This is a genomic window from Chitinophaga eiseniae, assembly GCF_900167135.1.
GTDB classification, from domain to species: Bacteria; Bacteroidota; Bacteroidia; order Chitinophagales; family Chitinophagaceae; genus Chitinophaga; species Chitinophaga eiseniae.
Window position 1 is genome coordinate 1389649 of the sequence record NZ_FUWZ01000002.1, and the last position, 26252, is coordinate 1415900.

Sequence of the window (26252 nt, forward strand, 5' to 3'; positions counted from 1 at the left end):
ATATGAAGTCACTTCTCATTACATTGTTATTCGTGGCGGGCAGTCTCACCGGGATGGCCCAAACCCAGTCAGAGATGAACAAACAGGCCGGACAGGAATACAAAGAGGCCGATAAGAAGCTGAATACCATATACCAGGAGATCCTGAAAAAATACGCGGCCAATAAAACGTTTATTACCAATTTCCGGGAAGCGCAACGGTTGTGGGTACAATTGCGCGATGCTCAGCTGAAAGCCATGTATCCCGGGTCCGCCAAAAATTACGGCAGCATGTTCCCGATGTGTAAAGCCAATTACCTCACTGAACTGACCAATCAGCGTACAGAAGCTATCCGGGTGTGGCTCAACGGCCTGCCTCCCGGCGAAACCTGCACCGGCTCTGTCGGTGCTACGGAATAACCAACCTCCATATAATATAAATTACATATTATTTTTTGTATATTTGGCGAACAACACAGCGCCTATGAGACTCCCTATCCTAATCCTGGCGGTATTTCTGTGTGGTGACGCCTATTGCCAGTCCCGCCAGACAGCACTGGACACACTCGAAAACCGTTATCAGCGTTGCCTGTCAGCCGGCAGCAACAGTTATGGCTGCGCCCTTGTATATTACAAGCAGCTCGACAGCCTTCTTCACAGCACCTTACAGCGCCTTTACAGCCAGATCGACCCTAACAGGCTGCACACCCTCCAGATAGAACAGGGAGCGTGGGAAGAGAAAAAAGATGCATATTTCCGTAAGATAGACGAGCGGGTGGAGAAAATGCACAAAAGCACGATGAACGGGCTGGACGACGATATGATCTCGACAGACAATAAGGCGGCTTATGTAAAAGACCGCGTTACTGCTCTTTTGGATTTTGATATTTAGGAATTTACGGATTTAGGAATTTAAGACTTGTTATGCCGGTTTTCTGTTAACGGCATTGTCACATTCTTCAGCTCCCGATATCCTCAGATTCAGAAATCCGTAAATCCCAAAATGATTTAAAGTCGTTCCTGATGGCGTAGCCAGCGTTCCGGTATTTCATTATTGCTGGCCAGCAGGTAATCATTATAGGCACAGGGCACAAACTCCTGATCGGGGAGCTGCATCCACCAGCGGCCGGTGCGTTTGCTTTTCAGGAAAACGGTTTCTATATCGGAGAAGGCTATATGAAATTCCCAAAAAGCATCCCTGTCATCCAGCAGGGCTTCTTTATTTTTGACAGAGCGGCCGTCCATAAAATACCACATCATTTGCGCAATCTGACGGGCCGTGAGTTGTTCCTTATCTTTTTCAGGCCGGTAGCCATAAATACCGAAGGAAGACAAGCGGCTGCTCATTCCCGCATAACGGGCCAGCGAGCAGGCTTCTTCACCGCTGAAGCCATTAGGGGAGAGGCTGTTGGCCGGCGCATCCGTATGCCGGATGATATTGATGTCCAGGCTGAACAAATCAGCGTGCCGCAATACCGGCTCCGCTTCTTCCATATTCTCACGGATACGGCCCAGACGAAAACAGTCGAAACGCAGCTTGTCCAGCGTCTCTAACATGCGCGGATGTACGAAATAACTCTGGAACCCGAGGTGGTTGTAATGACGGAGATAATTGGGTTGTTCTGTGAGGATATCCATCAGGTATCTTTCACTGCGATGGGCGGATTCTTCCTGCAGGTCAATCAGTGCATCTGCCACGGTGGCCTCAATGATCAGCTGATGCGCAGCATATGCTTTGTATTGCGGATAGGTAAGGTCATGAGAGCCGCCCAGTATCAATACGGTTTTGTTGGCCTGTATCAGTTCACCCACCACTGTTTTCATGGCGGCATAGGCATCGGCCAGGAAAGCGCCGGAGCGCAGGTTGCCCACATCGGCCAGGCGGATATCGCGGTGCCAGTTGTAGAGTTTAAAGAACTCGCGCCGGATGGCATCGGGGCCGCTGCTGCCGGTTTTACCACTGGCGCTGCCTCTTTCTTCTCCCACACCAAGCAATACAATATCAGCAGCATCCAGGTCCGGATGATGCTCTTCCTCATAAGCATCTATCACACCTCCGATCTGGAAGGCGTCATATTCCTGATCATCGTTCAGAAAAGCTTTGGAAACAGGCTGCAAAAAATCCTGCAGGTGCAAAAAATCTGCCATCACTTAGTTGGGTTTGTTTGACGGCAAACGTACAACAAGAATTTAAAAAAAATACATCATGATGCAGATAAGCAGCGGGTTATGCTACTGTAACGGGAATACCGAAGGCACGACTCTTAGTTGCGGTGAATAATAAACTCAAAAGGCTTATGTGCTTTACGCGAAATTGCTTTCTCCAGCACCGATCGTTTGCTGGTGATTCTGCTTTTGTTGCAATCTACTACTTCCATTACTGCGCACAGATAATCCATTGTTTCAATTAAAGACAACATCTCGCTGATTTGCCTTACAGCAGACTGGATCTGCTGCTCTGTGTACCTATCTTCATGTAGCAGGATCAATAAATCTCTATCTACCGGTTTCATGAAAAAAATTTTGACTGTTCCCCGAAATAATTGTTTGGCCAGGTTTTCATGGGATAATTCAAAAAAGATAAGGTAAAATCATTTCAATGTTGCGTCAGAAGTGCCTCTTAGTGCATTCGTTTTTTGTTCATAGTGGGACATCCGCAATCGTTCTTCTTAAACACTTTGCAACCTGTCATCGTTAAACTTCCACAAAGAAAAAAGATCACCATCCATTTAAGCCTTTTCATACTGCTAGTTAAAATACTTCCGGTTAATTATAAATCCTTCCCTAATTAGTTTACCTTTTCTTAACAATCACCCTTTGTAATTTAAGCTAAATTCGCAAAAAAATTCAATTTATTTGTCCACAATCCAGCCTCCCGTAAAAATTTTAACAGTGCCTCTGGACTGGGGCCTGGGACACGCCACCCGCGACATTCCCCTCATCTATGAAATGCTAAACGCAGGCGCCCAGGTTTTTATTGCTGCCGAAGGCAAACATGCCGCACTGCTGAAACAGGAATTTCCGGAAATTACCATTTTACCGCTTCCCGGATACCGCATCCAATACGCACAGAAAGGTAAGTTCTTCGGAATGAAGATCATACAACAAATACCCAAGATATATAAGGCGGTGAAATATGAGCAACGGTGGCTCAAAAAGATCGTAAAAGAATACCAGATCGACGCCGTGATCTCGGATAACCGCTTCGGGCTGTCCCATAAAGACATCCCCACCGTGTTCATCACCCATCAACTCCTGATCAAAACCCCTTTCGGCGGCTGGATTGAGCGAACACTACAGAAAATCAACTATAATTTTATCCGTAAATACAGCGCCTGCTGGATCCCGGACTTTGCCGGCGACAATAACCTCTCCGGTGAACTGGCCCATCCGGCAAAACTCCCGCCCAACACTACGTACATTGGCTGTCTAAGCCGCTTTGAGCCACAGCAGGATGTCGAAAAAAAATACGACCTCCTCGTGCTCATCTCAGGGCCTGAACCCCAGCGCACCAACCTGGAAAAGCTGGTACTGGAACAGGTAAAAGACCTCTCCCTGAAAGCCCTGATCGTCAGCGGAAAACCGGGAACCCCTTTTCATGAAGAGGTAGCCCCCGGCGTAATGCATGTTAACCATCTGAACGCCAAAGCGTTAAACGAAGCCATGCTTGCTTCCGACATGGTGCTGAGCCGCTCCGGCTACACCACCCTGATGGACCTTGTGAAGCTCAACAAAAAAGCGATCCTGGTACCCACACCCGGCCAGTCTGAACAGGTATATCTCGGGGAATACCTGATGGAAAAAGGCTATTTCTACGCTGTCGCACAAGAAAAATTTGACCTGAAGACGGCCATGGAAGAGGTTTCCCGTTTTCCGTTCAAATCTTTCCAGCACGAACAGGACATGTCGCTTTACAGGGAAGTGGTCAGACAGTTCGTCCAGAAACTGCAGCAGCCCGGCTGACGCCAGATGAACACAGTGCCTTCCCTGTTTTCCGGAAAAATCTCCGCTTATCAGGGAAATCAGCAGGAATCATGGCCATCACAGCTACATGTTTTTCACTTCCGCCCCGATATAAATCCTGTTTCCGGCAATGCCCACCGGCCTTTTCAGGAAAGAATACTCCTGTAATATCAGGTCCCGGTAATCCTGCTCCGTCAGGTTTTTCTCATGCAGCCCCATTGGCCTGTATTTCTGGGACCTCCGGCTGAAAAGCGCTTCATAGCTGCCCGCCAGCGCATGCATCTCGTCCAGTTGCCCGGGCGTGATTTTTTCCGTTTTAATGTCCTGCAACTCAATCCCCCTTTCTTTGGCCTTTATTTCTTCCAGAATTTTTTTGCAGGTATTGCAGGTAGACAAATGATATATCTTGCTCATATGCTTTGATTTATTTCCGGGTTTAAAAATACATTCTGAACGTATATTGTGGTACTATCTTAATTTTGTGCATTCAAATTAATTCTTGTAGGTTTAGTGATGCAAAAGAAATTATTTTTACTGGACGCTATGGCCCTGATTTACAGGGCTTATTACGCGCTGATCAGAAATCCCAGGCTTACCAGCACGGGCCGCAATACCAATGCCCAATTTGGTTTTACGACCACCCTGCTGGACCTTATCAATAAGGAAAAACCTACCCATCTGGCTGTTGCGTTTGACACGCACGCGCCCACCGAACGCCATACCACTTTCACCGACTATAAAGCCAATCGTGAAGATGCTCCGGAAGATCTGCTGGACGCCCTCCCTGATATTAAACGGATCATCGAAGGGTTTAATATCCCGGTAGTGGAAATTGATGGTTACGAAGCCGACGACGTGATCGGAACGCTTGCGTGGCAGGCTGCTGACGCCGGTTATACCGTATACATGGTAACGCCCGACAAAGACTATGGCCAGCTTGTGAAAGAAAACGTATTCATCTACAAACCGCCCTATATGGGCAGCAAAGAAGAAATTCTGGGCCCGAAGGAAGTGTGCGAAAAATGGCAGATCAAAGACGTGCACCAGGTGATCGATATCCTCGGCCTCATGGGCGATGCGGTGGACAATATCCCCGGTATCGCCGGCGTGGGTGAAAAAACAGCCATGAAACTGCTGGCCCAGTACGAAACACTGGAAAACGTGCTGGCCAATGCTGACGCCATCGGCGGCAAAATGGGAGAGAAGATCAAAGCCGGTCACGACAACGCCCTGCTGTCCAAAGAACTGGCCACTATCATCACCGATGTGCCGGTTACCTTCCATGAAGAAGATTTCTCCCTGACCGGTATCCATAAAGAGAAATTAACGGAGATATTTACCGAGCTGGAATTTAAAACCCTCGGTAAAAGAGTACTGGGAGACGGTTTCACCTTTTCCGGCGGCGCCCCCGAACCCAAAGCCAAAGTGGTGCAGACAGACCTCTTCGGACAGGCCGTGGAAACAGCCGTGGCAGAAGAACCCGCCGAAGCCGCCAGCTTCCTCGCACCCGATAAAAACATTCACAACACGCCACACAACTACCTGCTGATAGACTCGCCGGAAAAACGCGCCGCACTGCTGGCCGATCTCCTGCAACAACAGGAAGTGGCCTTCGATACCGAAACCACCGGCACCGATGCCAACGAAGCGGACATCGTGGGCATGAGCTTCGCTTACAAAAAGGGAGAAGCCTATTACATCCCCCTCCCGGCAGATTACGACGCCGCCCGTGCGATCATGCATGAGTTCAAACCGCTCTTCGAACATCCGTCTATTACCCTGGTAGGCCAGAATATCAAATACGACATGCTGGTGCTGAAATGGTACGGACTGGAAGTGACCACCGCGCTGTTCGACACCATGCTGGCCCATTACCTCATTGAGCCGGAAGGCCGCAGAAGCATGGACGCGCTCAGCGCCCAGTATCTGCAGTACGAGCCGGTAGCCATCGAAACCCTGATCGGCAAAAAAGGAAAAGGGCAGGGCACCATGCGCGACGTGGAAGTAGAAAAAATCAAGGAATATGCCTCTGAAGATGCGGACATCACACTGCAGCTGAAGCACACCTTCCTGCCCATGCTGCCGGCAAAAGCAGTGGAGAAAGTATTTTACGAAGTAGAAAACCCGCTGGTGAAAGTGCTGACCGATATGGAGTTTGAAGGCGTACGCATCGATACACAGGCGCTGGCAGACTACTCCCGCGAACTGGAAACAGAAATCAAACGCGCAGAAGAAAGCGTATACGAACAGGCAGGCGTAAGGTTCAAACTGGCGTCTCCCAAACAACTGGGCGAAGTGCTGTTTGAAAAACTACAACTGGACCCCAAAGCCAAAAAAACGAGAACAGGACAATACGCCACCGGTGAAGACGTGCTGGCCAAGCTGGCCAACAAACACAAGATCGTGGATGACATCCTGATCTTCCGTGAACTGAGCAAGCTGAAATCCACCTACGTAGATGCGTTGCCGTTAATGATCAACAAACGGACGAACCGCGTACATACTTCCTACAACCAGGCAGTAGCCGTTACCGGCCGCCTGAGCTCCAACAATCCCAACCTCCAGAATATTCCGATCCGGACTGACCGGGGACGGGAAGTGAGAAAGGCATTTGTGCCCCGCAACGAAGAATTCGTATTGTTGTCTGCCGACTACTCGCAGATCGAGTTACGCATCATTGCGGCGATCGCGCAGGATGAACAGATGATGACTGCCTTCCGCGAGAAAATAGATATCCACGCAGCCACCGCAGCCAAAGTGTACAACGTGGAGCTGGACGCCGTTACTTCAGATATGCGCCGGAACGCCAAAAGCGTCAACTTCGGTATTATCTACGGGGTGAGCGCCTTCGGCCTGTCCGAAAACCTGGGCATCGCCAGAAGCGAAGCAAAAACCCTGATCGATAACTATTTCACGCAGTATCCGTCTATCAAAAAATATATGGACGATCAGATACAATTTGCGCAGACTAACGGTTACGTACAAACGATACTCGGACGTAAAAGATGGTTGAAAGACATCAACTCTTCCAATGCAGTGGTACGTGGCTATGCGGAAAGGAACGCGATCAATATGCCCATACAGGGCACGGCCGCTGATATGATCAAACTGGCCATGATCTCAATCCACAAGGCGTTTAAAGAAAGGAACCTGAAATCCAGGATGATCCTGCAGGTGCATGACGAATTGGTATTTGACGCCCATCGCTCTGAACTGGAAATTATTAAACCCCTGATATTAGATTGTATGCGTAATGCGCTGCCATTGGACGTTCCCGTTGAAGCAGAAATGGGAATCGGTGAAAACTGGCTGCAGGCGCACTAATTTAATTTGCACATTTTTTCATTTTGATATTTGGTTTTGACGTGCGGAAAAAGCCGTTTACCCCGCGGTATTCCCCACCGACAAATATCAAAATGAAAAAATGTTTAAATGTTGTATTTCCCAAAACAGTTTACTAGTTTCAAAACATGATCCAAACTCCTCGACTACAATTGTTGCCTTGCACATTGCAGCATTTTGAGTCGCTATTACAGGGCAATGATACACTGGCCGACCTTCTTGGCATTTCGGTTCCGGAAGGGTGGACAGAATATCCCGAAATGGTGCTGGTAGCATATGATAAATTACGCAATGACCCTTCCATGCTGGGATGGTTCTTTTACCTTGTTATTCACCGGGAAGACAAACGCCTGATAGGCGCCGGTGGATTTAAAGGCAAACCCAATCACCAGGGACTCGTTGAAATGGGCTATGAAATCACTGCAGATTACCGCGAGCAGGGCCTCGGCTCTGAAATGGCGCAGGCGCTCGTCCGCTTCGCCTTCGGCCATTCGTACGTTAAGAAAGTAATCGCCCACACAGAAGAAGAATATAACGCCTCCGTTAAAATATTACAAAAAGCAGGAATGCGTTTTGTCGGCACTGTTAAGAACAAAGAAAACGAAGACCTCTGGGAATGGGAGGTTACCAGGGAACAATACCAGGAACAACAAAATACTGTACAAAAGCTGTAGCAAGCTCCGTTCATCCATCTTTTTCCGGGTGGAATACCCCGATTCCCTTATTTTTGACCCTTGTCTAAAACCTGTCTTAACAACATGAAGAAATGGATGTTCGGCGCTGCCATGCTGTGCAGCAGTGCTGTATTTGCTCAAACAAGCACCAATGCGGACGGTAGCCGCTACCAGTTTTCCGTTATTAAAAATATGGACGCAGGAGATGTACAGAACCAGGGCCGCACCGGCACCTGCTGGTCTTTCTCCGGCCTCTCCTTTTTTGAATCAGAACTGCTCCGCAGCGGTAAAGGCAAAGGCCTGAACCTCAGCGAAATGTTCGTTGTCCGCAAAATGTACCCGTTGAAAGCGGCTAACTACGTAAGAATGCACGGACGCGCCAACTTCGGCGAAGGCGGCGGTTTCCCCGACGATCTGCTGTGCCTGCGCGAATACGGACTGGTGCCACAGAGCGCCTACGACGGCAACAAAGGCAAAACATACAACCACGCTGAAATGGAAGGCCTGCTGGAAGGTATGGTGAAAACCATCGGCAACGCCAACGGCACCATCAACCCCGACTGGCAGAAAGCATTTGATGGTGTACTGAACGCCTACATGGGCGACGCTCCTGAAAAATTCCAGTATAACGGCAAATCCTATACGCCGCAGTCTTTTGCCAAAGAACTCGGCCTGAGCGCAGACGACTACGTGCTGATCTCTTCCTTTACCCACCACCCGTACAACAGCGAGTTTGTGCTGGAAGTACCGGACAACTGGAACTGGGAGAAAGTATACAACGTGACCCTCGATGATTTTAACCGCATCGCGGAAACAGCCGTTACCAACGGTTATACCCTCGCATGGGCTGCTGACGTAAGCGAAAAAGGCTTCAACTTCAAAGAAGGCCTTGCCATCGTTCCCGATAAAGATTGGGCCGACATGTCTGCAGAAGAAAGGAAAAAAATGTTCCTCGAACCAGTTAAAGAAAAAACCATCACCCCGGAAGTACGCCAGCTCGCCTTCGATAACTTCGAAACACAGGACGACCACGGCATGCACATCGTAGGCATCGTAAAAGACCAGAACGGTAACAAATACTTCCGCGTGAAAAATTCCTGGGGCACCGAAAACTTCGGCCAGGGCTATTTCTACGCTTCTATGCCGTACTTCTCTTATAAAACCACCAGCTTTATGGTGAACAAAAAAGCACTGCCGGCCGATATCGCGAAAAAATTAAAACTCTGATGCCCGTAGATCAGGCACAAACGCCTGATACAGGATTTTCAACTACTTTTAAAGGGGCTGCCTCCGGGTTAGCCCCTTTGTTTTTTTGGAACTCGTCCCCCTGAATCGTACTGCCGATACTACCGCAGTGCCCGCAGACGCATCGCAGCCAGCGCTACTGCCATCACATTTCAGCTGCAGCATTCTCTTTCTGGTTTCCTGCTCAACAGCATCCGGTCTGACTGCTCCACCGGCTACTGAAAGTTGTTACGCAACCGGTTCGCCAGATTCCTCGTTACAGCATCCGGCCGGACTATTCCTCCGGCTGATGAAAGTTGCTGCGCAACCTGGTTCGCCAGGCTCCTCCTAACAGCTGAAATTTTAGCCGTCATCTGATACCAATCCTCCAAACGGTCCGAAACTAGCCCAGCCGCTTTTCCCATAAATGCCTTGTTTTTCATGTTAAATACTTATTTGACTTTGTCAAATAAATATATTTGATTAAGTCAAACAATTATTTATAATATATTGTCTTATAAAATATTATAGATCATTTCCCTTCCTGTCGTTGGGTGAGGTCATAACTTCCCAGCCTTAATTTCACCGGGATACCGGTTTGTTTCTGCCAGCCCCATTCTTTCTTACAGAAAAAACCAAAATGCTGGTCATAGTAAGCATGGCTGGTCATCAGATAGGCCGGGGAAGGAGGGAGGGAGGATGCAGAAGGCGGGGCAATCCGCAGCGGAATATGATCATTGGTCCGCCCTTCTTTCGAAGGCCGGTCTGAAAGGAAGCTACCGAAGGAGATCCTACCGGCCGGAAGGCCATCTGTAAAGAAGCCGTCGAACGACTGCCGTCCGGAAGCATGGCTACCGGACAGGAAACGGGCGTTGATGCCGCCGGGAAGGCGACTGCCGGAAGCGGGGGCTAATGGATGCGCAGCGGGGCTGCCGGTAAAAAGGACAGCACCATTACGGGAAAACAACACAAAGGATACATTATTTCCTGCCTGCGCGCTCCCCCGAGCCGATAAACGCCCATGCCCGGAATCTGCATCCGGCAACCAGGTGTTGCCGGACACCGGCGACGCCGCTTCTGTGATTTTACCGGATGGTACCTGTGCCTGTAATGATAAAGGCCCTATCATCAAACAACCGATCATCCACCATTTCATCTTATAAAATATTTCAGGTAATCGCTTCATAACTACCGATGCCTTCACGTATCAGTTCGGGTTCCGGGCCGGTACAATCCACCACGGTGGAAAAACCCATTCCACCGGGGCCGCCATCCACTACAATATCCACCACCTTGCCGAATTTCTCATAAATGATTTCCGGGTCCGTATATTCTTCCACGTAGTGGTCAACCGGAAGCGTAGTGCTCATCAGCGGATTGTCCAGTTCATGCACAATCGTCCGGCAGATATTGTTGTCCGGCACCCTGATGCCCACCGTATCCTTCTTTGTTTTTAACAGCTTAGGCACCATCTTGCTGGCAGGCAGGATAAACGTATAAGGACCGGGCAGCGCTTTTTTCAGCATCCTGAATACCGGCGTATCCACACTTTTGGCATAATCCGAAAGGTGGCTGAGATCATAACAGATAAAGGAAAAATGTGCCTTCTTAGCATCAACCTGCTTAATACGCGCGATACGCTCGATCGCTTTGTGCTGGGTAATATCACAACCCAAACCGTAAACGGTATCGGTAGGATAAATAATGATACCTCCATCCTTCAGACATTCCACGATCGTTTTTATATGGCGGGGATTCGGATTATCCGGGTGAACATTTAACAGCATAGTATCATGAATTAAATGAAAGTAACAACGATGACAACTGCGCAACAACCGTGCTGCTACTGTAAATTTACCAAATTAAATGCTCACTGTAACTTAATATGCAATTCGTAATTCATAATTCCACAATTACTTCCTATCTTTCAGCCCGATTTTTCCAAACCTACGCGGAATGAAGTTAAAAGGCATTGTCCCCAGAACGTGGAGGAGATTAAAGCGGATACTGCTGGTCCTGTTTGTCGCACAATTTGTATATATCATCCTGTTACGATGGGTCAATCCACCGATCACCATCACCATGATCTCCAGCTGGTTCAGCGGCTGGGGCACCGACAAACATCTGCAGAAATCCTGGGCCAGCTACGATGAAATATCCCAGCACGCCAAACTGGCCGTGATTGCCAGCGAAGATCAGCTCTTCCCTGACCACGACGGGTTCGACTATAAGTCTATCGAAAAGGCGATGAAACATAATTCCACCAGTAAAAAAATAAGAGGGGCCAGCACTATCAGCCAGCAAACGGCTAAAAATGTATTCCTCTGGCAGGGCCGCAGCTGGGTGCGTAAAGGACTAGAAGTGTATTTTACATTTATGATCGAAAAGATCTGGGGAAAGCAGCGTATACTGGAAGTATACCTAAACGTGGCCCAAACAGGGGATGGCATCTTTGGCGTGGAAGCCGCTTCACAGGCTTACTATCACAAAACTGCCGCCAGCCTGAACCGGGAAGAAGCTGCGATGATAGCCGCCTGTCTTCCTAACCCGGTTAAATATACCGTGACGCCACCGGCCCGCATTACCACCTGGAGGCAAAGGAAAATTCTGATACAGATGCGCAACCTGGCGCCGGACCCGGACATTATGGAACTTGTTTCCGGCGTGAAAAAAGAACCGGCCGCATCAGATAAAAACGCTACTCCGCCAGCAAACGGCTCACAGCCTCAATAGCCAGCGCCTCCCGCTGTTCATAACTTCCCCGTATATCCGTCCAGGTTACGCCCGACTGCATCACGATGTCGCGGTACACCTGGTAGAAATAAGACCGCATCTCGGGGTCGGGATATTCACGCTGGGGATCTTCTTCCCAGGGCAGGTCTATATAAGTCAGCAGATAATGATCGCACTCCTGTGCCGCGATGGCTGTCAGTATACGGGGATCGCATTCCTGGTATTTATGCTCGCTCCAAACTTTTATCACATACAGGTCTGTATCACATACAAGCAGGCTGTTGGCCCTGGCGGCCATTTCACGCTCCAGCTGTAACTGTCCCTCGGCGATGGACAGCAGATCATGCTGCTCATAGGGGCGCCCCAGGCCGTCCAGGTATTTCCGGGCATACTCCGGTGTCCAGACGGTGTGGAAATGCGCTGCCAGCAGGGCGCTAAGCGTACTTTTGCCTGTTGACTCAGGCCCTATGACGACTACTTTTTTCATGAATGGGAGGTTTCCTGTTGCAGCACAGCCTTACGCCAGCTACGATATCCGAAGATAGCAATGATAAACAAAAAGATGGTCAGCAACGCAGTCGGATACAGATGTTTGTAAAACAACAGCGGTACCGCCACAAAATTGGAGATATTCAGCAATATCCAGGTTTCTACTTTCCGCTTCGCCAACAGCCACATGCCGCCACAGGCGGTGGCAGAAATAAAGGAGTCCATGACCGGTACGTTAGAATCGGAAAAGTTGACCAGCAACAGATAGAAGGTAGCCCATCCTGCCAGTGCGATGAAGATCGCCGTAGCCAGCTCCCGGGGGCTGCTACGGCTGATCTTCACTTCCGGTTTGGCCGGTCCCTGCCGGGACCAGTATATCCATCCGTAAATGCTCATCACCAGGTAATAGGCGTTGAGCGTGGCGTCTGCATAGAGTTTAAAGTGCTCTCTTGAAAGGAGCCAGGTATAGATGCCGGTACTGATAATACCGGTGGGATACACCAGTATGTTATTTTTCTTCTGAAAGATGACCGACAACACGGAAAACAGGACTGCAACAACTTCCTGCCATGTCATTGCCTGCAGGCCTTTTTGCAGTTCTGCTATAAAATCATTCATACAACAAATGTAAGTATTGCAGTTGATGGATTATTTTTTCCGTGTACCCATGAGCGTGCCGGACACGTCCCAGAAACTCTGGCTGGTACCCGCGGGAGCGCCCTGCGGAATAGCTACCTTAATGGTATGCTGTCCAGGTCCGAGATCAGGCAGGGAAATAAACACCGGCGGCGTCAGCGTGCCCGGGCACCAGTTGGAGCGGCTCAGGTCTGAAGAGGACAAGCCGTTGCCGAAGTTGCCGGATGCCGGATTGGACAGGCGATAGGTGCCACAGTCTGTACGCCACGGGATGAAGTGGTACACTCTTTTTCCGTCAACGAATATTTCATTCTGTTTCGGGTTGAACTCATCGCCGCCGCCCCAGCCACCGTGGCCGGTAGTAATGTAGCGTAGCTGCAGGTTGTGAACCCCTTCCGGTATGTTGACGGTCACGGTCAGAGAATCCTTATCGAAGAGGGTAGGGTACTCCTGACCGGCCATTTCCATCAGGTTGGTCGTATTAAAAACCGGGGAGATCCAGTCCGGCTTATGATTGTTTTCATCTTCATCATCACCAGGATAATATTTAAAGCGCAGGCTTACTTTGTGGCCGCCCTTATCGTAGTTACCGATGTAAACGCCGAGCCACACTTCGCCCTGGAGGCGGTTTTGCAGTTCGGTGATGTCTTGTTTGTACATCACGGAATCGGCCCAGTGGTATCCTTTGATCTTCACCTGGTCATTGAAGTGGCGCACGCCGAACGGTGTAAAGAAACGCAGCACCTCCAGTGCCGGAAGATAATGATCGGTGGCGACCATGCCCTGGTACTGTTTGCCGTTTTTAGCGGTGAACACCGGCAGGGCGGCGGCGCCTTTGCGGAGACCGTCGAGGAAGGAGGACGCTTTGTCTGTGGGCACCATGAATACCGAGCCGGTACGGTCATAGGCGTCCCCGTTGGAATACTGCACCAGTTCAGCGAACATGGTTTCCCCTTTTTTAGGAGCGGGCAGTTTTACTTTTTTGAGGATCACGGTACCGCCGGCATAGCGGTAAGTGACGTTTGGCTGGTCGTCTGCCGGGTTGGCGATATTGTTGCCCCAGCTGATCTGCTCCTGGTCAAACACCGGCAGGGTGGAGTAGCGGCTTTCGATCACCTCCCGCATATAGGCGGCATCGTCTACCAGTTGACCTGTTTGTGCTGGCCATGCCAGTTCTGCCGGGGTTATTCTGCGGTAATCGATTTTTTGGGCGATGGTTTCACTGTTGCCATTGCGTACGATTTTGAGCACCAGTCCCAGTCCCGGCGCAATGGTCAGGTTGGGCGTGCCTTTGAGAGGCAGCTGGTTAGTATACCATACTTCGATGGTATTGGAGCGGATGAAGAGTTTGGCTTTCTGGCACACCAGTCCGAGAATAGTGTCTGTACCCGGCAGCAATTCCGGTTGTACATACTCCGCGAAGGGTTTCTTCAACGTGTAGTTATTCCCGTTAGGACTGCCAAGTACCTGCAGCGAGGCTTTTTCGGCCAGGTCCAGGTACTGCTGCTCTTTGGCGGCAGTACCGCCGGGAACGATATGGGCCTTGTTGTGGTCAATGAACAGCCGCAGGCCGCTGCCCACTTCTTTTCCGTTGCTGCGCATCCCGTAGGTGATCACGGCGGTGGCGCTGTCGGTGTTTTTCTTCTTCTGTGCCAGTACCGGCTGGGCTGTGATGGCCAGGCCGGTCAACATAACCAGTAATCCTTTCATTGTCGCTATATCTATCTTAAAAAATAAAAAAGCACAGCCAAAAAGACTGTGCTTCATTTAACACTATCATTCACTCAACTATGGCTTATTCTGCTTCTGCCACAACTTCCTTCACTTCCGGGATCATACGCTTCATCATGCCTTCGATACCGGCTTTCAGCGTAATCATGGAAGAGGGGCAGCCTGAACAAGAACCCTGTAACATCAACGTAACCGTGCCTGCTTCGTAGTTTTTGAACTGAATGGCGCCGCCATCCATTTCTACCGCAGGCTTCACGTAGTTTTCCAGCAGTTCCTTGATTCTTTTTACCACGTCGCTGTCATCCGCGCTAACGGTGTTGCTGGCGGTGTCTTTGGTCACTACCACTTCGTCTTCGTTGATAACAGGGCGGTTATCCTCCAGGTATTCCTTCAGGAAGGCTTTTACTGTAGGGATTATATCGTTCCAGTCAGTTTCACTGGTTTTGGTAAGCGTAATGAAATTGGCCATAATGAACACGCCCCTGATGAAAGGGAAGCTGAACAATTCTATTGCCAAAGGGGACGGTTTTGCGCTGGCCTCATCCGGAAAATCAATGCTCTTGCCGGGATACAACAGTTTGTTGGCTACAAACTTCATGGTTTCCGGGTTGGGCGTCATTTCCGTGTATATGCTAATGATCGGATTTCCTGTTTTAATCATTTTATCCTAATTTACCCGACAAAGGTAGCACTTTCCGGGCAGAATTTTAGCCGGCTGAAAGGGAAACCTCATCGAATTTTACAATAACGTTATAAGCGGCGACAATATCCCCTCTAACGCCGTTCCCTACATCAAATTAAAAACTAATGTCATGTTACTGAAAGAGCTTTCTCCCAAAATTCAGGCTGCGCTCAACCAACAAGTGGAAATGGAAGCCGCTTCGTCCCAGTATTACCTTGCCATGGCTTCGTGGGCCGAAGTACAGGGGTATAACGGTACCGCACAGTTCCTCTACCGGCATTCCGATGAAGAGCGTATACACATGCTGAAACTGGTGAAATTCATCAACGAAAGAGGCGGTCACGGCCTCGTGCCGGCACTGCGGCAGCCGGAGCATCAGTTCGCCGACATACACGCTGTTTTTGAACATGTGTACAGCCATGAACTGGCCGTTTCCCGGGAGATCAACAACCTGGTGGACCTCTGCCTGCAGGAAAAAGACTATGCCACCCATAACTTCATGCAGTGGTATGTCACCGAACAGATCGAAGAAGAGCGCATGGCCCGCAACATTCTCGATAAACTGAAACTGATCGGGGAAGACAAAGGCGGCCTTTACATCTTCGATCGTGACCTGGCCAACATGGATACGGCCGACAGACACTAATATTATTAAATTTTACATTTATTTTATTCGGGCGGCTTAGTACTTTTGCAGCATATGCAGACCATCAAAACGCTGAAAGCACGCAAAAGGATCGCCCTGATCGCGCACGACCACAAAAAGGCCGAGCTGATAGAATGGGCCACCTACAACAAAACGGTACTGAGCCGCCATGAACTCTACGCTACCGGCACCACCGGCAAACTGATCGAGGAAGCGCTGGACGTTTCTGTCAGGAAACTGCTGAGCGGCCCGCTGGGTGGCGACCAGCAGATCGGCGCCCTCGTTGCGGAAGGCGCGCTGGATGTGATCATCTTCTTCTGGGACCCCATGGAAGCCCTGCCACATGATCCGGATATCAAAGCCCTGCTGCGGCTGGGCGTAGTGTGGAACATCCCCGTGGCCTGTAACCGCGCTTCGGCCGACTTCCTGCTGACATCCCCGCTGATGCACCAGGACTACGAAGTGATCCTGCCAGACTATTCCCAGTACCTGCAGCGGAAAGTATAGTCCCACCTTTATATTCCCCCTTTTTTATGCCCTGCAGCGATGCTGCGCCGGGAAATTTCCGTACTTTAATAAAAAGCTTCGGGAATGAGATCCGTATTTTCCATTTTATTAACCATCCTTACCATCCATCAGGGCCTCGCGCAGGACAGCAGCAAAGTATCACAAGACTCCACCACCAACGCACAGCTCATTGCCACCACCCGGCTGCTCCGGGAAAGCGACTCCCTGATCAGGGCGGATGCCGCCACTAAAGCCGCCCTGGAACAACAGATCCTGCAACTCAGCAATAACAACCAGCGCAAAAAAGAACTGGAACAACAGCTCGCTGTTGTCGTGCAGGCCGATTCGCTCAAAAAAATCCGCCAACGGGAACGCATCCTCCAGATGAAAGCCCTCTCACAAGGCATACCCGTAGCCCCTTTCGGCGATACCCTGTTCCGCGTGTACAACAAACTGGGGCCGTTCAAACCCAGCGACCGCGCCGCTAATATCTCCCGTAAACTGCAACTGATCGAAAAAGATCCGTTCTATTCACCGGACTCCATCAGGGTGGTACCCAATGAAAACAATGTGGATGTTGTGTACAACGACCTGATCATCCAGACCATCACTGATGACGATGCGCTCTGGCTGGACCAGGACAAGGAGCAGGTGGCCACCGCCTACGCAGCCCTCATCCGCAAAGCCATACGGCAGGAGAAAGCACAGCACAGCGTACAGTACATCCTGGTGCGCCTCGGCTGGCTGGCGCTGATACTTGTAGTGCTGGGCTTTATCATCTTCGGCATCAACCGGTTGTTCAGGGCCCTCCGCAAAAGACTCGTCCGTGAAAAAGACCGTTATGTAAAAGGTGTGAAAGTAAAGAACTACGCCCTGCTGAACCAGCAGAAACAACTCAGCCTTATCTACAGCGCCCTTGGCGTGGCACGCATCGTCCTGGTCCTGCTGGTCCTGTACATCACGCTGCCGCTCATTTTTGGCATCTTCCCCTGGACCAAAGGCATTGCCGATAAACTCATTGACTGGACGTTATCGCCCATCAAATCCATCCTGCAGGGTATTTTCAGCTATCTGCCCAAACTGCTCACGATCCTGGTCATATATCTAGTGACACGGCTGCTTATCCGGCTGGTCAATTATCTCGCCAGCGAAATCGCCTGCGGAAACCTGAAAATCAACGGCTTTTATACAGACTGGGCCTGGCCTACGGCCAGCGGAATCAAATTCCTGCTGTACGCTTTTATGTTTGTCGTGATCTTCCCTTATCTCCCCGGGTCAGACTCCAAAGTGTTCCAGGGCGTGTCTGTATTCCTCGGCATCCTTTTCTCCCTTGGATCATCCTCCGCTATTTCCAATGTGGTAGCCGGTTTCGTGATCACCTACATGCGGCCCTTTAAAATAGGGGACCGTATCCGGCTGGGGGAAATCACCGGCGATGTGATCGAAAAAAACCTGCTGGTAACGCGACTGCGCACCACCAAAAACGAAGAGATCACCGTGCCCAACGCCAGTATCCTCAACGGCCATACGGTCAATTTCACCTCTTCCAGTAAAGATCTCGGGCTGATCCTGCATACAACCGTCACTATTGGTTATGATGTTCCCTGGAAGCAGGTGCATGACCTGCTGACCCGCGCTGCTTTGGCGACAGACGGTATCCAGAAAGACCGGCAGCCCTTTGTGTTGCAAACAGCGCTCAACGATTTTTCCGTGGCCTATGAAATCAACGCCTATACGGAAAAATCGCACCAGATGAGTGAGATCTATTCCCTGCTAAACCAGCAGATACAGGACCATTTTAACGAGGCCGGCGTAGAGATCATGTCGCCGCAATACCATGCGCACCGCGATGGAAATGCAACTACCATTCCGGCTTCCTATATGCCGGGAAATTATGAGCCTCCTGCCTTTAAGGTAAAAGTGGACCCTAAGCCGTAAGAATCATATAATTAAGCAAGCAAACAGGCTTCCTTTTTGCTATTTTCGCATCTTACGGTTTAAAGCAAGGCAGATGTTGAAGCAGTTATTAGCCGGTGTGGCCCTTTGTGCGGGCCTCACACAACAGGCATGGGCGCAGTTGCCGCCCAAAAGGGAAATGCGCGGGGTGTGGATTGCCACAGTAGAAAATATTGACTGGCCTTCCAGGCGCGGGTTGCCCTCGGAACAACAAAAACAGGAGTTTATCGATTTGCTCAATCAGATGCAACGCAACGGCATGAACACAGTAGTGGCCCAGGTACGCCCGGCCACGGATGCGTTTTATGCCTCTCCCTACGAGCCCTGGTCCGAATACCTGACCGGCACGCAAGGGCAGGCGCCTAACCCTTACTACGATCCCCTTCAGTTTATGATTGAAGAATCGCACAAGCGGGGCATGGAATTTCACGCCTGGTTCAACCCCTACAGGGCCGTATTCAACGTCAGCCGCAGCAGCTTGGCCGCCAATCACATCACCCGCCTGAAACCACAGTGGTTCCTCACCTACGACAATAAAAAATATTTTGATCCGGGCATCCCGGAAGTACGGACCTATGTGACCTCCGTCGTGCGTGATGTGGTAAAAAGATATGATATCGACGCCGTTCACTTCGATGACTACTTTTATCCTTATCGTGTACCCGGCAAAGAATTCCCCGACAACGTTTCCTACCGCATGTATGGCAACGGGATGATGAAAGACGACTGGCGCAGGGCCAACGTGGATGCCATCATTGAAATGCTCAGCGTCGCCATCAAAGCGGAAAAACCATGGGTGAAATTCGGTATCAGCCCCTTTGGTGTTTGGCGCGACCGCAGCAAAGACCCTGAAGGCTCCTACACCCGCGGCGGCATGACCAACTACGACGACCTGTACGCTGATATTTTAAAATGGCTGAAGAAAGGATGGATAGACTACGCAGCGCCACAGTTGTACTGGGAGCGTGGTCACCGCCTGGCGGACTATGAAGTGTTGCTCAACTGGTGGAGCCAGCACGGCTATGGCCGGCAGATATACATCGGACACGGCGTTTACCGCCTCGGTAGCAACGCCGCCTGGAAAAATCCCCGCGAACTGCCTATGCAGATAGAAGAAGCACGGACACTGAATACCATACAGGGCAGTATCTTCTACAGCGCCAAATCTTTCCGCGGCAACCCGCAGGGCATCGAAGACTCGCTGCGCAACCACTACTACAAATACCCCGCGCTGCGGCCTGTCATGTCGTGGCTGCCCAATACTACCCCCGATCCGCCTTATTTCATCGATGCTTTTGAAAGACCCGGCGGACTGGAAATCCACTGGACCGACGACGATACCAGCGGCCGTACCAAACAATATGTACTGTACCGTTTTGAAGCTAATGAACCGATTAACGTGACCGATCCCACGAAAATTCTGGCCATCCTGCCACAGGCGTCAGATCCGGAATATAAAGACCAGACCTATGTGAGAGGGAAGACCTACACCTATGTAGTTACCGCTCTGGACCGGCTTCAAAACGAGAGCCACCTTAGCGAACCGCTACGGATGGAGATCAAAAACGGGAAAACGACATTTATCTTTGAACCCTGACAACCCGGAAACAGGCGCATGTATCAGAAGATAAATGCGCCTGTTTCCATATCTATAGCGGTAGCGTCCGGATTAACTTTCAGGGCCGGAAATGCATCGGCGCTGACCATATGACCGCTGCCGGATGCGACCATAGCCCCGACAGCGCCACCCAGTATGCCACCGATCATGGCAGCACGGCTACGGTCGCGGCTATCTTTCAGATAACGGGAAAGCACATATCCATATTCGAAACGCTCCAGCTGGATCAGCTTCCCGTCCACATAACGAAATATGTTTCCTTCTTTTACAACAGCCCAGCACGATTTAACCCGTCCCTTTTCGCCTTCCGGGGTAGTTGCGATAATGTCCCACCATTCATACTCGTATTCACCTTTTTTGATTTCAAACTGCGTAAAAGCGGGGCTGTTATTCCGGAAAGCCTCAAAATCCGTATACACGCCATCTTTCATCTGTGCCGTTAATGCCGGCACTTGTCTTGTTTGCAGGTGATGGGCGAGGATATCTGATTTCGCGCACAGGCTGCCAGATTTTTCCGGCGTTTTCTGCAGCAGCTCTGTAAAAACATTGGCAATAAATTGATGGTGTTTTTTTGTCAGCCCAATGCCTCTGTTCAGTTTAGCTTCATCCATGGCGTACAGCCGTTTGTAATGCTGGCCGTCTGTGGAACCGTAGGCCGTAGCTTTCAGGCGGATGAAGGCTTTTTCAGTCACGCCGCCGGGCTGTTCGCCAATACGCAGGTCTTCTATCACCCACAGGAGTTTTATACCATCAGGGGCATAAAGGTGGGCAAAGGCATTTTCCACAAATTCCGAGAGGTAGGAGGTCATTGCTTTATCCGGGGTGGCAGGCACCCAACGGGAGCCCAGTGAAATAAAGCCGAGGTGCGCCGTATCCCACAGCGCGCTGACCACTTCAATATCGCTGATTTTTAACGGCAGTTTCTCCGCCGTCAGCAGTTTTTCCTTTCCAAGCGTGATTTTTCCTTTATTCAGCTCAGTCTGCTTTTGTGATTTCACAGGCGCCACTTCATCAGTAGGGTATTGTGCCATGGCGGTCATCGTAAAAGCAGTTAACAAAGCCGAAAGCAGCAGGGACTGTTTTGTTGACATCTTATATTAATATACGAATGATAGATATAGGATACTTTTTTATGACAATTACCGCGAATTTAACCGAATCCCGGCATTGTCACCGCCTGCTTCCGGGTCAGGACATTTTCGTCTGCCTGGTTGACAAATACTGCCGCAGTCACGTGCCCGGTTTTACCGGCCCCACTGCATCATTTTTCCATAAATTCTAACAATAAGGGATATATTTTTATTTTTTTCTAAATTTTTAGCCTCTATCAAAAATTTGTATAAAAAATACAGCATTCCTTTAGTATCTTTAAACCGTTCCCGAATTATATCGTACACCACCCATCGACGAAAGTCAGAAGGGAGGAGTGTATCAAAGCAAAAAATCTAAACCAAATGGATGAAGTGAAGCAAACGCAAGGTTTATACCGTCCTGAATTCGAACATGATGCCTGCGGAACAGGTTTTACGGCTCATATCAAGGGTCGTAAATCCCACCATATTATTCGTGATGCCCTCACCATGCTGGAAAACATGGAACACCGCGGCGCCTGCGGCTGTGAGCAGAACACGGGTGACGGTGCAGGAATCCTGTTTCAGGTCCCCCATGAATTTTTGTATGATGAGTGCCTGCGGTTAGGTATCAGCTTACCTGAATTTGGTAAGTATGGCGTAGGCATGGTCTTTTTCCCGAAAGAACCCCGCTGGCGCGAAGAGTGCCGCGAAATCCTGCAGCGCAGCGCTGAAAAACTGGGCCTCGAGATCCTGGGATACCGTAAAGTGCCCGTTCGCCCCGATGGCATCGGTGAGTCCGCCCTGTCCGTAGAACCGGAAATTGAACAGGTATTTATCGCCTGTCCTTATCATATCAGCGACCCGGAACTGTTTGAGCGCAAACTGTTTGTGCTCCGCAATTACGTGTCCAAAACCGTTCGTAATTCCATTCCCAAAGAGAAAGCACTGTTTTACATCGCGTCTCTTTCCTATAAGACAATCGTATATAAAGGTCAGCTGACCACCTACCAGGTACGTCATTATTATACTGACCTGAGCGATGAGAAGATGGTATCCGCCTTCGCCCTCATCCACTCCCGTTTTGCCACCAATACTTTCCCCAGCTGGCGGTTGGCGCACCCTTACCGTTATATCGCCCACAATGGTGAAATCAATACGCTGAAAGGCAACCTCAACTGGCTCCGTTCCGGTGAGCGCGACTTCATGTCCCGGTTCTTCACTCCCGAAGAAATGGACATGCTGCTGCCCATCGTAGAAGAAGGACAGTCCGACTCCGCCAGTCTCGACAACGTGATCGAGCTGCTGACCATGACCGGCCGCTCCCTGCCGCATGTAATGATGATGCTGATCCCCGAAGCATGGGACGGCAACGAAGACATGGCGCCGGAGAAAAAAGCTTTCTACGAATACCACGCATCCCTGATGGAACCCTGGGACGGCCCGGCTTCCATCTCTTTCACCGACGGTAAAATCATCGGTGCCACGCTGGACCGTAACGGACTTCGTCCCAGCCGCTTTGTCGTGACCAAAGACGATCGGGTGATCATGGCCTCCGAAGCCGGTGTATTACCTATCGATCCTAAAAACGTAAAAGAAAAAGGACGTCTGCAGCCCGGCAAAATGTTCATCGTGGACATGGACCAGGGCCGCATCATCGGCGACGAGGAACTGAAACAACAGATCTGCACCCAACAGCCATACGCTGAATGGCTCAATAAATACAAGATCCGGCTGGAAGAACTGCCAGAGCCAAGGGTTACCTTTACCCACCTCGAGCACGACCAGATCTTTAAATACCAGCGCGCTTTCGGCTACAGCACCGAGGACATGGAGCATATCATCGCTCCGATGGCCATCGACGGCAAAGAGCCGGTAGGCTCCATGGGCACGGATACGCCACTGGCCGCGCTCAGCAACCAGCCGCAGCATCTGGCCAACTACTTCAAACAGCTGTTCGCCCAGGTAACCAACCCACCCATCGATCCCATCCGGGAAAGACTGGTGATGTCGCTCGCCACCTTCGTAGGCGGCAACGGCAACCTGCTGGACGAAGATCCGCTGCACTGCCACAGCCTGGCCCTGCGCCATCCGATCCTGAATAACTACGAACTGGAAAAAATACGCAGTATCGATACGGGCCTGTTTCAGGCAAAAACGCTCCACACCTACTTCAAGGCCGACGGCAAACCCGGTTCCCTTGAAAAAGGGCTGGCCCGCCTGTGCCGCTACGCCGTAGACGCCGTGGAAGACGGATTTGAGGTGATCATCCTCTCTGACCGCGCCATCGACTCCGAGCATGCCGCCATCCCTTCCCTGCTGGCTGCATCCGCCGTACATCACCACCTGATCCGCAAAGGTATCCGCGGCTCGGTAGGACTGATCGTGGAAGCCGGCGACGTTTGGGAAGTACACCACTTCGCTTGCCTGCTGGGCTTCGGCGCTACCGCTGTCAACCCATACCTGGCACTCAGCACCATCCGCGACCTGAAACTGTCCAGCAAACTGGACACCGACCAGGACGTAGATAAACTGAAGAAAAACTACATCAAAGCCGTTTGCGACGGTCTGCTCAAAGTATTCTCCAAAATGGGCATCTCCACCCTGCAATCTTATCAGGGCGCGCAGATATTCGAGATCCTGGGCATCAACCAGCAAGTGGTAGATAAATATTTCGCCGGCGCCGTGTCCCGTATCCAGGGCCTCGGCCTCGATGAAATCGCCCGCGAAACGCTGGCAAAACACTGGATGGGCTATGGCCGCAAGGAAACACCGGTACAACGGCTCACCGAAGGCGGCGTATACCAGTGGAAACGCAAAGGGGAATTCCACCTCTTCAATCCCACTACCATCCACCTGCTGCAGTATTCCACCCGTATGGGCGACTACAGTGTGTTCAAGAAATACTCCAAAGCCGTTAACGACCAGAGCGAAAAAGCCTGCACCTTGCGTAGCCTCTTTTCGTTTAAACGTACCCGTGCTTCCATCTCTATCGATGAGGTGGAACCAGCTTCCAGCATCTTCAAACGCTTTGCGACAGGCGCTATGAGCTTCGGTTCCATCTCTCATGAGGCGCACTCCACCCTCGCCATCGCCATGAACCGCATCGGCGCTAAAAGCAATACCGGCGAAGGGGGAGAAGATGAGATCCGCTATGAGCAACTGCCCAACGGCGACTCTATGCGCTCCGCCATCAAACAGGTAGCCAGCGCCCGTTTCGGCGTTACCAGCTACTACCTGACCAATGCCGACGAATTACAGATCAAAATGGCCCAGGGTGCCAAACCTGGTGAAGGCGGACAGCTGCCCGGCCATAAAGTGGACGACTGGATCGCGAAAGTAAGGCACTCCACCCCGGGTGTAGGCCTCATCTCTCCGCCACCGCACCACGATATTTATTCCATCGAAGACCTGGCACAGCTCATTTATGACCTGAAAAATGCCAACCGCGCCGCCCGCATCAGCGTAAAACTGGTGTCTAAAGCCGGCGTGGGCACTATTGCCGCCGGTGTGGCCAAAGCTCATGCCGACGTGGTACTGATTGCAGGTCACGATGGCGGTACCGGCGCTTCTCCGATAAGCTCCATCAAACATGCCGGCCTGCCGTGGGAACTGGGCCTCGCCGAATCCCACCAGACACTGGTGAAAAACAAACTGCGCAGCAGGGTAGTACTGCAGACCGACGGCCAGCTGAAAACAGGCCGCGACATCGCTATCGCCACACTGCTCGGCGCTGAAGAATGGGGCGTGGCTACCGCCGCCCTCATCGTGGAAGGCTGTATCATGATGCGTAAGTGCCATGTCAATACCTGCCCCGTGGGCGTAGCCACCCAGGACCCGGACCTGCGCAAACGCTTCTCCGGCGATCCGCAACACGTGGTGAATCTCTTCACCTTCCTCGTGGAAGAACTGCGCGAAATCATGGCCGACCTCGGCTTCCGTACCATCACCGAAATGGTAGGCCAGGTAGATAACCTCCAGATGCGCGAAGGTATCACCCACTGGAAAACACAGAAACTGGACCTTTCTCCCATTCTGTACAAAGAACCGGCTGCTCCTGAAACAGGCCTGTACAAACAGGAAGAGCAGGACCACGGTATTGCCGAAGTGCTCGACTGGCAGCTGCTGAAAGCGGCACAGCCGGCGCTGGAGAAAAAGACGAGGGTTTACCAGCAGTACCCTGTTAAAAATACCGATCGTACCATCGGCACCATCCTCTCCAACGAAGTATCCAAACGCTACAAGAGCGAAGGACTGCCGGAAGATACCATCCACTTCAAGTTCACCGGTTCTGCCGGCCAGAGCTTCGGCGCCTTCTCCACCAAAGGGCTGACGCTCGAACTGGAAGGCGAAGCCAACGACTACTTCGGTAAAGGCCTTTCCGGCTCTAAACTGATCCTCTATCCTCACGGAGAAGCAGGCTTCAAAGCGGAAGAAAACATCATCGCAGGTAACGTGTGCTTCTATGGCGCCACCTCCGGTGAAGCCTATATCCGCGGTAAAGCCGGCGAACGCTTCTGCGTCCGTAACTCCGGCGCTACCATCGTGGCAGAAGGAGTAGGCGACCACGGCTGCGAATATATGACCGGCGGCCGCGCTGTCATCCTCGGGGAAACAGGCCGCAACTTCGGCGCCGGTATGAGCGGCGGTATCGCTTATGTGTACGATGTCAAAGGCTCCTTTGCCAACCATTGCAACCGCGATATGATCGACCTCGATCCGCTGGATCAGGAAGATGTAGCCGCCCTGCAGGACCTGATCACTAAACACCACGCCTACACGAACAGCACCGTGGCGAAATTTATCCTGAAAGACTGGGAAAATCAGCTGCGTCACTTCGTGAAAGTATTCCCGAAAGAATACAAGGCTGTGCTGAAATCAGGCGTAGCACAGGGACAGAAGATAAAACGTTAATATTTGGCTATTGGGTTATCGGATTGTTTAATGAATGCAGAGAGAAACGGACCGGAAGAATAATCAAATAACCCAGTGATAAAATGAGA

The 26252-nt window shown here is 50.9% G+C and carries 22 protein-coding genes; 12 read left to right on the forward strand and 10 right to left on the reverse strand.

What is annotated here, in order from left to right; all coding sequences use genetic code 11:
* The first annotated feature begins 2 nt into the window (after window positions 1-2).
* Window positions 3-398 (forward strand): lysozyme inhibitor LprI family protein, encoded by a 396-nt coding sequence (locus tag B5D63_RS15320; protein ID WP_078669649.1) that lies wholly within the window; start codon window positions 3-5, stop codon window positions 396-398.
* A gap of 64 nt (window positions 399-462) precedes the next feature.
* Entirely contained in the window at window positions 463-870 is a 408-nt protein-coding gene (locus B5D63_RS15325) for a lysozyme inhibitor LprI family protein (protein WP_078669650.1), read from the forward strand.
* A 116-nt stretch (window positions 871-986) separates the two neighbouring features.
* Here B5D63_RS15325 and B5D63_RS15330 read toward each other — a convergent pair whose 3' ends face one another.
* Both B5D63_RS15330 and B5D63_RS15335 read right to left on the reverse strand, forming a co-directional pair.
* Window positions 987-2126, reverse strand: a complete 1140-nt coding sequence (locus B5D63_RS15330) for a formimidoylglutamase (RefSeq protein WP_078669651.1) — start codon at window positions 2124-2126, stop codon at window positions 987-989.
* 116 nt (window positions 2127-2242) lie between these two features.
* Window positions 2243-2491, reverse strand: a complete 249-nt coding sequence (locus B5D63_RS15335) for a hypothetical protein (protein ID WP_078669652.1) — start codon at window positions 2489-2491, stop codon at window positions 2243-2245.
* A gap of 343 nt (window positions 2492-2834) precedes the next feature.
* Between B5D63_RS15335 and B5D63_RS15340 the strand changes: the two genes are divergently transcribed.
* Window positions 2835-3941, forward strand: coding sequence for a glycosyltransferase (locus tag B5D63_RS15340; RefSeq protein WP_143312926.1), 1107 nt, complete (start codon window positions 2835-2837; stop codon window positions 3939-3941).
* Window positions 3942-4025: 84 nt separating this feature from the next.
* Here the strand turns inward: B5D63_RS15340 and B5D63_RS15345 are convergent, their stop codons facing one another.
* Window positions 4026-4355: an arsenate reductase family protein gene (locus B5D63_RS15345; protein ID WP_078669654.1), complete on the reverse strand. Its 330-nt coding sequence runs from the start codon at window positions 4353-4355 to the stop codon at window positions 4026-4028.
* A 99-nt stretch (window positions 4356-4454) separates the two neighbouring features.
* Here B5D63_RS15345 and polA point away from each other — a divergent pair, with 99 nt between their 5' ends.
* From polA to B5D63_RS15360, 3 genes are all read left to right on the forward strand, one after another.
* The gene (polA, locus tag B5D63_RS15350) at window positions 4455-7265 is read left to right on the forward strand and encodes a DNA polymerase I (protein WP_078669655.1); all 2811 of its coding nucleotides are present in this window, start codon (window positions 4455-4457) and stop codon (window positions 7263-7265) included.
* A gap of 146 nt (window positions 7266-7411) precedes the next feature.
* Window positions 7412-7957, forward strand: coding sequence for a GNAT family N-acetyltransferase (locus B5D63_RS15355; RefSeq protein ID WP_078669656.1), 546 nt, complete (start codon window positions 7412-7414; stop codon window positions 7955-7957).
* An 84-nt stretch (window positions 7958-8041) separates the two neighbouring features.
* Window positions 8042-9184: a C1 family peptidase gene (locus B5D63_RS15360; RefSeq protein WP_078669657.1), complete on the forward strand. Its 1143-nt coding sequence runs from the start codon at window positions 8042-8044 to the stop codon at window positions 9182-9184.
* 529 nt (window positions 9185-9713) lie between these two features.
* Here the strand turns inward: B5D63_RS15360 and B5D63_RS15370 are convergent.
* Window positions 9714-10337 (reverse strand): hypothetical protein, encoded by a 624-nt coding sequence (locus B5D63_RS15370; RefSeq protein WP_078669659.1) that lies wholly within the window; start codon window positions 10335-10337, stop codon window positions 9714-9716.
* A gap of 13 nt (window positions 10338-10350) precedes the next feature.
* Window positions 10351-10968, reverse strand: a complete 618-nt coding sequence (locus tag B5D63_RS15375) for an L-threonylcarbamoyladenylate synthase (protein ID WP_078669660.1) — start codon at window positions 10966-10968, stop codon at window positions 10351-10353.
* A gap of 169 nt (window positions 10969-11137) precedes the next feature.
* Here B5D63_RS15375 and mtgA point away from each other — a divergent pair, with 169 nt between their 5' ends.
* The gene (gene mtgA, locus B5D63_RS15380; RefSeq protein ID WP_078669661.1) at window positions 11138-11914 is read left to right on the forward strand and encodes a monofunctional biosynthetic peptidoglycan transglycosylase; all 777 of its coding nucleotides are present in this window, start codon (window positions 11138-11140) and stop codon (window positions 11912-11914) included.
* On the opposite strand, the gene B5D63_RS15385 is transcribed toward mtgA, so the two are convergent.
* The 4 genes from B5D63_RS15385 to B5D63_RS15400 form a co-directional block, all read right to left on the reverse strand.
* Window positions 11880-12401 (reverse strand): AAA family ATPase, encoded by a 522-nt coding sequence (locus B5D63_RS15385; RefSeq protein WP_078669662.1) that lies wholly within the window; start codon window positions 12399-12401, stop codon window positions 11880-11882. The two genes, mtgA and B5D63_RS15385, sit on opposite strands and share 35 nt — an antisense overlap.
* On the reverse strand, window positions 12398-13021 hold the full coding sequence (gene pnuC / locus B5D63_RS15390) for a nicotinamide riboside transporter PnuC (protein ID WP_078669663.1): 624 nt from the start codon (window positions 13019-13021) through the stop codon (window positions 12398-12400). Before pnuC ends, B5D63_RS15385 begins: the two co-directional genes overlap by 4 nt.
* A gap of 30 nt (window positions 13022-13051) precedes the next feature.
* A complete protein-coding gene (locus B5D63_RS15395; protein WP_078669664.1) occupies window positions 13052-14749 on the reverse strand; it encodes a PNGase F N-terminal domain-containing protein in 1698 nt (565 codons plus the stop codon).
* Window positions 14750-14834: 85 nt separating this feature from the next.
* Entirely contained in the window at window positions 14835-15431 is a 597-nt protein-coding gene (locus B5D63_RS15400; protein WP_078669665.1) for a NifU family protein, read from the reverse strand.
* A 151-nt stretch (window positions 15432-15582) separates the two neighbouring features.
* Between B5D63_RS15400 and B5D63_RS15405 the strand changes: the two genes are divergently transcribed.
* From B5D63_RS15405 to B5D63_RS15420, 4 genes are all read left to right on the forward strand, one after another.
* Window positions 15583-16098, forward strand: a complete 516-nt coding sequence (locus B5D63_RS15405) for a ferritin (RefSeq protein WP_078669666.1) — start codon at window positions 15583-15585, stop codon at window positions 16096-16098.
* Between the two features lie 54 nt (window positions 16099-16152).
* Window positions 16153-16605 carry a methylglyoxal synthase gene (locus B5D63_RS15410; protein WP_078670336.1) on the forward strand — a complete coding sequence of 151 codons (453 nt, stop codon included), beginning with the start codon at window positions 16153-16155 and terminating at the stop codon, window positions 16603-16605.
* An 84-nt stretch (window positions 16606-16689) separates the two neighbouring features.
* A complete protein-coding gene (locus tag B5D63_RS15415; RefSeq protein ID WP_078669667.1) occupies window positions 16690-18543 on the forward strand; it encodes a mechanosensitive ion channel family protein in 1854 nt (617 codons plus the stop codon).
* A gap of 73 nt (window positions 18544-18616) precedes the next feature.
* A complete protein-coding gene (locus B5D63_RS15420) occupies window positions 18617-20158 on the forward strand; it encodes a glycoside hydrolase family 10-like protein (RefSeq protein WP_078669668.1) in 1542 nt (513 codons plus the stop codon).
* Window positions 20159-20181: 23 nt separating this feature from the next.
* Here the strand turns inward: B5D63_RS15420 and B5D63_RS15425 are convergent, their stop codons facing one another.
* Complete coding sequence (locus B5D63_RS15425) at window positions 20182-21270, reverse strand: hypothetical protein (protein WP_143312927.1); 1089 nt, start codon at window positions 21268-21270, stop codon at window positions 20182-20184.
* 363 nt (window positions 21271-21633) lie between these two features.
* Between B5D63_RS15425 and gltB the strand changes: the two genes are divergently transcribed.
* Window positions 21634-26163, forward strand: coding sequence for a glutamate synthase large subunit (gltB, locus tag B5D63_RS15430; protein ID WP_078669670.1), 4530 nt, complete (start codon window positions 21634-21636; stop codon window positions 26161-26163).
* The last annotated feature ends 89 nt before the right edge of the window (window positions 26164-26252 follow it).